Below are 12,079 nucleotides of genomic sequence, written 5' to 3'. Positions count from 1 at the left end.
TCAATCCTTAATAGCTTAATATCAATAAAGTGTCCAATTTTCTTGGGTCACTACAAGGTAACGGTTTTTGTGTTATATTTCGATCGCTTATTATGTATAAATCAATCTATTCAACAGTTGATATTATAGCATGAAATACTTAGTCTTCTTTCTTCAATTCGCTAAGCAATCCGCCTTCCATAAAGGCCAGGATAAAGCTGGCGGTTAAGAAGTCCATTACATTGCCTGATAAAAATGCCGCAAACAGCATGAAGGCAATCGATACCAGCATCGAGCTAATAAGATACGTCCGCCGCTTTTTGTTTAACAGCCACTTAACTATTGCATAAAGCATAATTACTACGTATGGGCCAATGAAAAGGAGCATCCCCACCCAGCCAAGAGAATATACCTGACTAGTAAAGTCGCGCTCTAAGTTGAAGATATTGGTCTCTCTAGTATAAGAAATACCAAATACCTTATCTAACTTATTATTGTTAGTCTTAACCACTTGATCCAGCATCGCCTTTTCGACATGGCGGTTCTCCATTCTGGAAGTTCCCGGCTCATTCATGATCTTAAGCCAAAATTCTGGATCATATTTGTAAGGATAGCTCTTAACGACAAACTTTTTGTTTAAAGCATAATCTTGATAGTGCTCGCCGATGAATTTAGTTAAAAATTCCTTGCGCTTTTGCCCACTTGGGTATTTCTTAAGTCCAGCTGCCAATTCTTCCTTGGCTTGCGTCAAACTATTATCGGATTGTTGAGCTAGATATTTTTCGTAGTTGTAGCGCTGAATTGCTGGGCCAAAGGGGATGATCGCCAAAGTTCCTGCTTCAATCAGCAGAGCCACGACAATCGCCTTACCATTTTTCTTCACATCTTTAACGATGTATAAATGGAAAACGTATAACAAAATTCCAACGATAATGCCGCCGATTAACCCGATCAAGGCAACCTTAGTACCAAGTTCGATCATCGCTAAAGCTTGCACCACATTCAGTGTTACAGTCTTCCAATTGAAATGGCTGAACATGAAATACAGCATGAGCGGCATTAACATGAAGAGTACGGCTGAAACCATGTTGGCGAAGTTGAAGAAGCCCTTTGACGCCATGTGTGAGTAGCCGATGTTAGGGTTAACGAACCACTCGAAGATATTGGCACTGATAAAGCCAGTTTCGTAACTTCTCAGCGAAATTACGAAGAGGTTACTAATGACAATCGTGAATGAGAAAAGTCCGCTGATACCCTCAATAACGTGTCTAAATTGCTCTTTGGTAAAGTCGAGTTCTTTTGTAAAAAAGATGACGAGCAGTGGCAAAATCATTCTGATCAAGTAAAAGATTTCACTAACTGTGGAGTAATTGTAGTCATTAGGGTTCACGCTATTGAAGTGTCTAACGTGAATCAAGTGCAATATCGAATAAACGATCAATAATGCCAGATAAACGATCAGCCACTTTTCTTGACCAAGCTTTTGCCAATTTTGCTTTTGACTAAAAAACATGCAAAAAATGACAAAAACGGCAAGGATTCTGATAATGGTTGGCAACGTGAACGGCAGAACGTCGGCAAGCTTTCCATTATAGAACCAATACAAGTCCAAAAATGGCTGAATCAAAATGAACCAATAAAGGACGGTTCTTGTTTTTTCTTTCATTTTCTTCCCTCTATAATTTCAATATCTTTATAATTTTAGGCAAAAAAAATGCCCGCGTAAACAAGCACGCGGGATTCTTTTATTAATTTGAACTATTTCTTGTCCTTGTCAGACTTCTTGCCGTCTTTTTTGGCAATCTTTTCTACCTTAACTTCGTTAGTTGAAGCAGTCTTACTATTCTTAGCAGCACGAGCAGCTTTTAAGTTCTTAAAGTTAACTACGATCTTGTTGTTTAAGTCGCTAACTGAAGTTGCATCAACGGGATCGTATGAAGTGATAGCTAAGAGTGCAGAATTTTCGTAAATTTTTTCAACTTTGCCTTGGAATGGCTTTTTAAGTTCTTCTTCTGACTTAGCGCCAACGATTGCGCCAACCTTTACATCTGCTTTTTTCATAGTTTTATTTTCCTTTCCAATGAAAAGTCTTAGTCTTTTGTAACATTGGAATGGTAATATATAAAAGCAATATTTTCAAGTGAGGGGAATTTCTTTTGAAAAAAATAATTTTGATTGCAGGCCCAAGTGGTGCTGGCAAGACGACTATTTCAGATTATTTAAATGAAAAATATGACATTCCGCGCGTTTTAACCCATACTACGCGTCCCATGCGTCCAGGTGAAAAGCAGAATGTATCATATCATTTTGAAACAGATGAAACATTTGAGCAATTGCACTTTTTTGAACATATTAAATATGGTTCATATCAATATGGCTCAAGTCGTGAAGCTTTAAACCTCGCTTGGAAAAAACATGATCTAGTGTCGCTGATTGTCGATATCAAGGGTGTTTACACTTATGTTAAGCAATTAGGCGATAAAGTTTATTTCTTATATGTAACAACTTCAACCAAAGAGGAGTTAAAAGAGCGACTTTTGAAGCGTGGCGACGATTCTGAAAAGATCAAGGAACGCCTAAGCGGCAGCGAATTAAACCTTTTGCCAGATGATTTGAAACAATACGCACATATATTAGTTAACGATGACTTACCAAAGACTAAAGCAGCGCTTGACTCAATAGTATCAAGGCTTAAAGAACAATAACATTTCTCTTTATTACAGATTATTTTTCATTTTGAACCGTTTCTTAACGGGATGGTAGTTTTTTTGAAACATTCATGTAACATTTGAACGGTATTATATAAACCGTCAACTGATCTAAGAGATCACTAAATAAATGAATTTAAAAAACTAAAAATAAAAAATAATTTTAAGGAGAAAATAAATTTTGAGTTTTAAACGTACTTTAGTTAAATATACAGCAGCTTTATCAATTTTCTTTACAGGTCTTGCAACTGTTAATGTTCCAGCAGCCACTGTTCACGCTGACGACGTTAATAGTGCTAATACTACTACTGTAAACACTGATAACTCTACTTCAGATATTGAAATAAACACTCCAGCTGATTCATCAGTTAAGAAAGTTTCAGCAGCTGACAAGAAGCGTGATGCAGTTGTTAAGCTTGCTAAGAAGCAAATCGGTAAGCCTTACATCTGGGGCGCAACTGGTCCTTACGGATTCGATTGCTCAGGTTTGACTACTTACGTTTACAAGAACGCAATCAACAAGACTTTGCCAAGAACTACTTATGGTCAAATTACTCTTGGTAAGTCAGTTGCAGTTTCAACTAAGAAGCTTAAGAAGGGTGACTTGTTATTCTGGGGTAACTCACACGTAGGTATTTACGTTGGTAACGGTAAGTTTGTTCACGCACCAGCTCCTGGTCAAAATGTTAAGACTCAAACCTTAGCATCATTCTTCCCATCATCAGCTAAGCGTGTTATCGACTAAGCTTTAAAATTATATTTCTCAAAAAATAAGAAATTAGGTTAGATGAAGAATTGAAGTTAGTAAGATAAGACATTGTCAAAACTTAGTTGTTCTTAAAGAACTCAAATCGTTATTGATTTGAGTTCTTTTTTACTCTTTTTACTCTCTTCTTCGTAAAATAAAAGAGGAAGGTTGAAGCCCTTCCTCTCATCACTATATTATTCGGGTCTTTCATAGAAAGTTCAGGTATTAATATGAAAAACCTTCATACCAATATTTTAAAGCGCTTAGATCTAATTATCAATGAAACTGCAGATCATATCCATGATTTTATTGACTCATCTTCTGCTTTTACTAGAAAGCGTAAGCTTGATGCCTTTACCTTGATTAAAACTACTCTTAATATGCAAGGAAATAGTTTGGAAAAAGAACTTGATGATACCTTTGAAGATGAAGATGAGCTGATGACAGCTTCTGCTTATGTCCAACAAAAATCTAAGCTAACGCCTGAATGTTTTAAACATATTTTAAATGCATTTAATCAAGGGCTATCTAATGTGCAGCTTTTAGATCATCAGTATCGTCTTTTCGCTATTGATGGTTCTGATTTTAACCAGCTTTTCAATCCAAATTCTAAAAATATAATAGCTAATCATTCTCCTAAACCTATTTGTCAACTGCACGCTAATGCTATCTACGATTTACTTAATAATACTTATCAAGATTGTGTTTTCCAACCAAAAACTAAAATGGATGAACGTAGCGCAGCTATTGAAATGCTTAAAAGATTAGAATGTGGTCCATATATTGTCACGATGGATCGTGACTACAGCAGTTTTAATCTAATTGAAAATTGTAATCGTATGTCAAATTGTTATTATGTTATTCGCACCAGAATTGACACTGGTGGTGGAGTTAAAGAAATAATTTCATTGCCTGCTCAAGAATATGATACCGATATTAGTTGTAGGGTTACAATTTCTAGTCGATATTATGTTACTCATCATCAATATGAAAACATCCATTTAGTAATGCACAAAAAGAAGCATTATAAAAAAGTTCGTTCCAAGAATACTAAAGACTCTCGCTGGGATTTCGAAGATTTCTGTACAGTTAAATTTAGAGCCTGTAAATTTAGAATCAATGACCCAGATTCTGGCAAAGAAGAATGGGAAGTTGTTTTAACGAATTTGAATCGAAAAGATTTCCCATTGTCACGTATGAAAGAGCTATATCACATGCGTTGGGGTATTGAAAGTTCATTTAGAAAATTAAAATACGATTTGGGCTGTGTACAATTTCATTCTAAGCAAGATAAATTCATTGAAATGGAAATGTTAGCTCATATGATCATGTTCAATGTAAACAGTCAGATAGACTGTCAGGCTTATGTGCCGCAAAAGCATTGCAAGTATAGCTATATTATCAACTTCAAAATGGCTTGTTCTATCATTCATAAGTACTATCTTGAATCCTCATCTGATCAAATTTTCTTTAAAATTTTAAATAGAATCAGTCGTTATACTGTTCCAGTCCGACCAGGTCGTAAATATACCAGAGCTATAAAAGTCCAGCCTCCAATTTATTTTATGAAGAAATGTATTAATAAGCTATATGGTAAAAATCAGGTAAATGTATCTGTTACCGTTTAATTTGACGTTAAGTCATTAATTGATTTGTCCATTAATATCAAAAATATTTTTGAAAAATTCTGCGGATGATCAGGAATTTCTTGAGACATCTATATTTCGATAATGTTGAGAATATCTCCTACTATTATTTTAGTTAAAAATTCTTTAGATACATTGTTAATATTTTTAAATACCAAATTTTTATATGCCCATTTAAAATGGCCGATTGTAAAATGAAGTTGGACACTTCGGCCTAAATTAAAAAAGGTCATTTGAACCTTGTTTGATAGAATGTTAATAACCACAAAAACATTTTTAAAACGAGGTATTCAAATGACCCTTTCTAATAATTCTACCATGATTAAACATTCTCGTGGAAAACATTTAAGCTATGAAGAACGTGTTTTGATTCAAATTCGTCGTAAAGATAATAGATCTATGCGCTCTATCGCACGAGAACTAGGCTGTTCACCACAAACTATTTCAAACGAAATTAAACGTGGCACTGTTAGCCTTTATCATGGGACAGTTAAACGCTATAAAGCAGAAGTTGGTCAAGAAGCCTATCAGAATCATCGCAAAAATTCTGGTCGTAAGCTCAAGTACCTTGAACTCAAAAGATTCATTGACTATGTGACAAATCATTTTTACGACTATCACTGGTCTTTAGATGCTTGCTGGGGCCGCGCTACTGCAACAGGATTGTTCTCTAGCCAAGAAGTAGTCTGCACAAGAACGCTTTATAATTACGTAGATCGAGGCTTAATTGGCATTAGAAGCGCCGATTTACCTGAGAAGCTTAAACGTAATACCAAGTCTAAACGTGTTCGCCAGAGCAAAAAGAAGCTTGGACGAAGTATTGAAGAGCGTCCAAAAGAAATAGACAAGCGCAATCGTTTTGGCGACTGGGAATGTGATTTAGTATTAGACCATAAGACAAAAGATGATAAAGTATTATTGGCTCTCTGTGAAAGAGCCCTAAATTCTTAATTATCCGTATTCCAGATAAGACCTCTGCCAGTGTTATGCAGGCTTTTAATGATTTGCATGAAAACTATCAGGAGCACTGGAATAATATCTTTTGTGATAAAGGCAGTGTTGAAAGACATAACGGACTAATTCGTCGCTTCATTCCTAAAGGTGATCGTATTGATAACTACACACTTTAGGAAGTTATTGATATTGAAACCTGAATGAACACAATGCCAAGAAAACAATTGGCATATCACACACCAGATGAAATATTTGAAAAAGAGTTAGACAATATCTATCAAACTGCATAAAGTGTCCAACTTAATATTGTAATTTACGACCAATTTAATTTATTGCAACTTTATATCTGTTACAATAAAGACGCCGCTTTAGCTCAATAGGTAGAGCACCGCCGTGGTAAGGAGGAGGTTCCCAGTTCAAACCTGGGAAGCGGCTTTTTTTTATGCAAAATAATGCTAAAATGATGACAATTGGTGAATGATTTTTAAACGAGAAAGGAAAATCAATGAAACACGAGCTTACAATGGCAGAGATTGCCAAATTCCAACAAGAATATGATGAAAAACCACAAAATCGCGTAGCAGAACTTGCAGTTGTTAATAACGGCGTACAAAAGGCCAGTTTTAACAGCGAAGGCGTTAGAAAATTAAACCGCACTTTTTCAATTGAAATTCCAACTGACAATGTAACTGACCAAAAGCAATCAGGTCGTTGCTGGTTGTTTGCGGCATTGAACACTCTTCGTCATGGCTTTGCAAAACAATACAAGGCTAAGAACTTTACCTTTTCACAAAACTATCTCTTCTTCTGGGACAGAGTAGAGCGCGCAAATATTTTCTTTGATAATATCTTAAACACTGCAGACCGTCCTCTTGATGATCGTACCGTTCACACTTACATGCAAGGACCTGACACAGATGGTGGTCAATGGGCAATGGCTGTTTCTTTGATTAGAAAATATGGTTTAGTACCAACTTATGCTCAAGAAGAAAGCTTTACTGCTAACAATACCGCTGCTTTTAACACTGCATTAAACATGAAGTTGCGTGAAGATGGCCTTGTTTTGCGTAAGCTTGCTCAAGAAAACAAGACTGATGAAATTGAAGCTAAGCGTCAAGAATTTTTAAGTGAAGTCTACCGCATGGCTGTCATTGCCTTTGGTGAACCAGTACAAAAGTTTGACCTTGAATTTAAGGACGACGATGGCAAATATCATTTTGACGGCGACTTAACTCCACTTGATTTCTTCCACAATTACTTTACTGATGATCTTGATGACTACATTGTTTTGTTCAACGCACCAGATCATGAATTTGATAAACTCTACGCATTGCCATTTGAAGACAATGTGGAAGGCGGCACTCCAGTTCAATTTTTGAATACTGAAATTGATAACTTAAAAGAAGCTGCCATTAAGCAACTTGAAGCCGGCGAAACTATTTGGTTTGGTTGTGATGTAGGTAAAGAAAGCGACCGTCAAAAGGGTATTTTGTCAAAAGGCCTCTACCAAACCGATACCATTTTTGATATTGAAACTAAGTTAAACAAGAAGGAACGTCTCCAAACTGGTGCCTCTGGTTCAACTCACGCTATGACTATGGTTGGAGTAGACGTAGTTGACGGCAAGCCTCGTCAATGGAAGATCGAAAACTCTTGGGGCACTAAAGTCGGTGAAAAGGGCTACTTCGTAATGGACGACGACTGGTTTAATGAATACCTCTTTAAGGTTGTTGTTAAAAAGCAATACGTACCAGAAAAATTGGTTAAGATCTGGGAAGGCGAAGCTACCCCAGTAGAAGCTTGGGATTCAATGGCATAATGAATATCGATCAAGTCATTCAATTTACTAAAGAACATTTAAAAGATGAAAAGACCGGCCATGACTTTTACCATGGCCAACGCGTAGCTAATCTGGCTAGCAAAATGTATCTGGAAGATCATCCTGATGCACATAGCGATAGCCGTGTAGTAGCAATTATTAAAACTGGTGGTTATTTGCACGACACAATTGATGAAAAGATCTGTGATGATCCAGATAAGGTGGTTGAAGAGATTAAAAAATTATTGCCACAAGTTGGTTTTAATGATTTAGAAGTGTGGGATATTTTGTTTACTATCCAGCACATGTCTTTTTCAGCTAATATCGAGCATCACTATAATTTGCCACTGACGGGTAAATACGTTCAAGATGCAGACCGCTTAGAAAGTTTAGGTGCTATTGGCATCGCCCGCGCTTTTACTTATGGCGGCAAGCACGGCAACAAGATCTATGATCCTGAGATTAAGCCTGTGAAGCTAGTTAGTCATGATCAATATCGTGGTCATGTCGAAACTACGATTAACCACTTTTATGAGAAACTTTTTCATTTAACTGATTTAATGAACACTTCTGCCGCTAAAAAAGAGGCTATTCGGCGCACCGATTATATGAAGAATTTCATAGAAGAGTTCATGAATGAGTGGAATGTCTAAAATAATTTAATATTTTGTAAGCTTTGGCGCAGTAAGCTAAAGCTTATTTTTTATTTTCTTTATTAAAAATAAAATTAAAAAAAGCTTGCAAAAATAATAAAGTTTATATATACTTATAAACAACTTAAGAAACTTATTAAATTTCTCATAAATGAGAGGGGCAATAATATGAAGTTTACAAAATTATTTGCTGCAGGTGCAACAGTGCTTATCGCTGGCGCCACTCTAGCAGCGTGTGGTAGCAATTCATCAAGCAGCAGTTCATCTGGCAGCTCTAAGAAGAGCATTAACTGGATGGATTCAGCTGAAATTCCAACCATGGATATTTCTAAGGCTACCGACGTTACTAGTTTTAACCAATTAGGTAATGTTGAAGAAGGTCTTTACCGTTTAGGTAAGAACTCCAAGGTTGAAAATGCTTTGGCAACTAGTACTAAGGTTTCTAAAGATGGTAAGACCTGGACATTTACTTTACGTCCTTCAAAATGGTCAAACGGCGATAAGTTAACTGCTAAGGACTTCGTATATTCTTGGCGTAGAACTGTTAACCCTAAAACCGCTTCACAATATGCCTACTTATTTGAAGGAATTCATAATGCAACCCAAATTTCAGCTGGTAAAGCTCCAGTTAACAGCTTAGGTATTAAGGCTGTCGGTGATAACAAGTTAGTTGTTACCTTGGACAAGCGTATTCCATACTTTAAGCTTTTGATGGGATTCCCACTATTCTTCCCACAAAACCAAAAGGTTGTTGAAGCAAATGGTTCTAAATATGGTACTTCATCCAAGACCACTGCTTTCAACGGTCCATTCGTACAAAAGGGCTGGACTGGTTCAAACCTTTCATGGAAGTTAGTTAAGAACAAGAACTACTGGGACAAGAAGAACGTCAAGCTTGACACTATTAACTACAGTGTTCAAAAGACTCCTTCAACTGCATACAACTTGTACCAATCAAACAAGCTTGATGCAACTGTATTGGATGCACAACAAACTAAGAACTTGAAACACAATGCAGGCTACACATTGCGTGACACAGCTTCAACGTTCTACATCCAATTTAACCAAAAGCAAAAGAAGTTCCAAAACGAAAACTTACGTAAAGCTATCTCAATGTCAATCAACAGAAAGGCTTTGTCTAACGCTTTAGGTGGTGCTAACACTCCAGCTGACAGTTTAACTTCAAAGGGTGTTGTAACTCGCGATGGTAAGGATTGGTCAACAGTAGTTGGCGATAAGGAAAGTGCTTCATACAACCCAACTGAAGCTAAGAAGCTTTACAAGAAGGCTTTGAAGGAATTGGGCGTAAAGAATGTTTCATTCTCAATCCTTTCAGACGATACTGACCAAGGCCAAAAGACTACTGAAACTCTTCAAAGTCAATTAGAAGAAAACTTGAAGGGCATGAAGGTATCTGTTGCAAACGTACCATTTAAGACTCGTTTGAACCGTTCAACTAATGGTAACTTCGACTTAGTAGTATCAGGTTGGTCAGCAGACTTCGCAGACCCAATCTCATACGTTGACTTGTTCACTAGCAAGAACGCTAACAACAACGGTAAGTGGAGCAACGCTCAATACGACAAGTTGATTGAAGATTCTAAGACTACTGCAAGCACTACTAAGCGTTGGAACGATCTTGAAAAGGCTGAAAAGATCTTGCTTAACGAAGAAGGTATCGCACCTCTTTACTACAAGACTGAAGCATGGCTTGTACGTCCAGACATCAAGGGTATCGTCTACAACGGTGCTGGTTTGAACTACAACTTCAAGAGCGCTTACGTATCAGGCAACTAGTTTCATAGCACATTAACAAGAAAAAAAGAGTAGCTAATATAGTTACTCTTTTTTTGCATCTTTGGAGGAATTATTATGCGAAGATTGAAAAAAATAATGGCGGCCGGTGTTGTGACTTTAGCCGGAGCTGCACTTGCAGCCTGTGGCAACAATAGCAATTCATCAGCTGGCGGCAGCAAAAAGACTTTAAACTGGATGGATAAAACAGAAATTGAAGGTATGGACGTATCTAAAGTTACTGATGCGACTAGTTTTACCCAATTGAACAACACAATGGAAGGTTTCTATCGCCTGGGCAAGAATTCAAAAGTTGAACCAGCCTTAGCCACTAAGACTACTACAAGTAAAGATGGTAAGACCTGGACATTCACTTTACGTAAAGATGATAAGTGGTCAAACGGTGATCCCGTTACTGCAAAAGACTTCGTATATTCTTGGCGTAGAACTGTTACTCCAAGTACTGGTTCACAATATTCATACCTGTTCTCTGGTATTAAAAACGCAGATGATATCGTAGCTGGTAAAAAGAAGCCAAATACTTTGGGTATCAAGGCTGATGGCAAATACAAGGTTACTGTAACTTTGGACAAGCGTATTCCATACTTCAAGCTTTTGATGGGATTCCCACTATTCTTCCCACAAAACCAAAATGCAGTAGAACAATACGGCAAGAGCTACGGTACTTCATCTAAGACTACTGTCTACAATGGTCCATTCGTACAAAAGGGCTGGACTGGTTCAAACCTTTCTTGGAAACTTGTTAAGAACAAGAACTACTGGGACAAGAAGAACGTTAAGCTTGATACGATTAACTACAGTGTTCAAAAGACGCCATCTACAGACTACAACCTTTACCAATCAGGCAAGCTTGATGCAGCCTTGCTTGGACCTCAAGCTTCTAAAGAGTTGAAGAACCAAAAAGGCTACACCTTAAGGAAGACTTCTTCAACTATTTACCTAGAAATGAATCAAAAGAAGGCACCATTTAACAACGAAAACTTTAGAAAGGCCCTTTCTTTATCAATCGATAGAAAAGAATTGGCTAGCTCAGTTGGTGGGGCCGCAGAACCTGCCGACACGCTTTCTCCTGAAAACATGACTAAGGTTAAAGGCCAAGACTACACTGACCTTGTCAGAGGTACTGCTACTAAGCAATTTAACACTTACAACAAGAAGCAAGCTCAAGCATACTGGAAGAAAGCTCAAAAAGAACTTGGCAAGTCTAGCGTAAGCTTCTCTGTTTTAACTTACGACGATGACGCTTCAAAGAAGGGCGGCGAATTCTTGCAAAGTTCAATTGAATCAGCTTTGAAGGGCGTTAACGTCAGAGTTCAAAGTATCCCTAAGAAAACTGCTCTAGATCACGCAGGAAATGGCAACTACGACGTCTTCTTGATGGGCTGGACCGCAGACTTCTCAGATCCAATTTCATTCTTAGACTTGAACACTTCAAAGAACTCACAAAACTGGGAACACTACACAGATTCTACTTACGACAAACTTATCGCAGAATCTAAGGTAACTCCTAGTGAAACTACTCGTTGGAACGACTTGGTTAAGGCTGAACAAAGAATCATCGATAAGCAAGGTGTTACTCCTTTGTACCACCCAGAAGAAGCATGGATGGTTCGTCCAAGCGTTAAGAACGTTGTCTACAACGGTGCGGGTGCTCCTTACAACTTCAAAGAAGCATACGTTGAAAACTAATTTTAATAACTAATAACCATAACAAAAAATACTCCTCTCTTAAGTTAAAAGCAGGCTGAAAAAATTCA

At 37.3% G+C, this 12,079-nt stretch carries 9 protein-coding genes, 1 tRNA gene and 1 pseudogene; 9 read left to right on the top strand and 2 right to left on the bottom strand.

The features are described 5' to 3' along the window. Positions 1-139: 139 nt before the first annotated feature. Positions 140-1,645, bottom strand: coding sequence for an O-antigen ligase family protein (locus tag RDN22_RS05555; RefSeq protein WP_308556702.1), 1,506 nt, complete (start codon positions 1,643-1,645; stop codon positions 140-142). Positions 1,646-1,737: 92 nt separating this feature from the next. Further along, positions 1,738-2,040, bottom strand: a complete 303-nt coding sequence (locus RDN22_RS05550) for a DUF2187 domain-containing protein (protein ID WP_308556701.1) — start codon at positions 2,038-2,040, stop codon at positions 1,738-1,740. A 95-nt stretch (positions 2,041-2,135) separates the two neighbouring features. Between RDN22_RS05550 and RDN22_RS05545 the strand changes: the two genes are divergently transcribed. The 9 genes and pseudogenes from RDN22_RS05545 (at position 2,136) to RDN22_RS05505 (ending at position 12,011) form a co-directional block, all read left to right on the top strand. Next, positions 2,136-2,684, top strand: coding sequence for an AAA family ATPase (locus RDN22_RS05545; RefSeq protein WP_308556700.1), 549 nt, complete (start codon positions 2,136-2,138; stop codon positions 2,682-2,684). Between the two features lie 184 nt (positions 2,685-2,868). Then, positions 2,869-3,432, top strand: coding sequence for a C40 family peptidase (locus RDN22_RS05540; RefSeq protein ID WP_308556699.1), 564 nt, complete (start codon positions 2,869-2,871; stop codon positions 3,430-3,432). A gap of 233 nt (positions 3,433-3,665) precedes the next feature. Further along, positions 3,666-5,063, top strand: coding sequence for an IS4 family transposase (locus RDN22_RS05535; protein WP_308556698.1), 1,398 nt, complete (start codon positions 3,666-3,668; stop codon positions 5,061-5,063). Between the two features lie 312 nt (positions 5,064-5,375). After that, positions 5,376-6,325 (top strand): annotated as a pseudogene (locus RDN22_RS05530) (IS30 family transposase). Positions 6,326-6,397: 72 nt separating this feature from the next. After that, positions 6,398-6,470, top strand: a tRNA-Thr gene (locus RDN22_RS05525). Positions 6,471-6,540: 70 nt separating this feature from the next. Further along, entirely contained in the window at positions 6,541-7,854 is a 1,314-nt protein-coding gene (locus tag RDN22_RS05520; protein ID WP_308556697.1) for a C1 family peptidase, read from the top strand. Then, positions 7,854-8,507, top strand: coding sequence for an HD domain-containing protein (locus RDN22_RS05515; protein ID WP_308556696.1), 654 nt, complete (start codon positions 7,854-7,856; stop codon positions 8,505-8,507). Before RDN22_RS05520 ends, RDN22_RS05515 begins: the two co-directional genes overlap by 1 nt. 168 nt (positions 8,508-8,675) lie before the next feature. Continuing rightward, positions 8,676-10,304 carry a peptide ABC transporter substrate-binding protein gene (locus RDN22_RS05510; protein ID WP_308556695.1) on the top strand — a complete coding sequence of 543 codons (1,629 nt, stop codon included), beginning with the start codon at positions 8,676-8,678 and terminating at the stop codon, positions 10,302-10,304. A 75-nt stretch (positions 10,305-10,379) separates the two neighbouring features. Then, positions 10,380-12,011 (top strand): peptide ABC transporter substrate-binding protein, encoded by a 1,632-nt coding sequence (locus tag RDN22_RS05505; RefSeq protein ID WP_308556694.1) that lies wholly within the window; start codon positions 10,380-10,382, stop codon positions 12,009-12,011. Positions 12,012-12,079 lie beyond the last annotated feature (68 nt).

The organism is uncultured Lactobacillus sp. (assembly GCF_902491705.1).
Classification (GTDB): Bacteria; Bacillota; Bacilli; order Lactobacillales; family Lactobacillaceae; genus Lactobacillus.
This window is presented reverse-complemented; position numbering and strand designations above follow the sequence as displayed.

Coding starts and splice junctions, on each gene's coding strand:
- RDN22_RS05520 (WP_308556697.1), top strand. CDS start 6,541: ATGAAACACGAGCTTACAATGGCAGAGATTGCCAAATTCCAACAAGAA.
- RDN22_RS05510 (WP_308556695.1), top strand. CDS start 8,676: ATGAAGTTTACAAAATTATTTGCTGCAGGTGCAACAGTGCTTATCGCT.
- RDN22_RS05555 (WP_308556702.1), bottom strand. CDS start 1,645: ATGAAAGAAAAAACAAGAACCGTCCTTTATTGGTTCATTTTGATTCAG.
- RDN22_RS05505 (WP_308556694.1), top strand. CDS start 10,380: ATGCGAAGATTGAAAAAAATAATGGCGGCCGGTGTTGTGACTTTAGCC.
- RDN22_RS05535 (WP_308556698.1), top strand. CDS start 3,666: ATGAAAAACCTTCATACCAATATTTTAAAGCGCTTAGATCTAATTATC.
- RDN22_RS05515 (WP_308556696.1), top strand. CDS start 7,854: ATGAATATCGATCAAGTCATTCAATTTACTAAAGAACATTTAAAAGAT.
- RDN22_RS05550 (WP_308556701.1), bottom strand. CDS start 2,040: ATGAAAAAAGCAGATGTAAAGGTTGGCGCAATCGTTGGCGCTAAGTCA.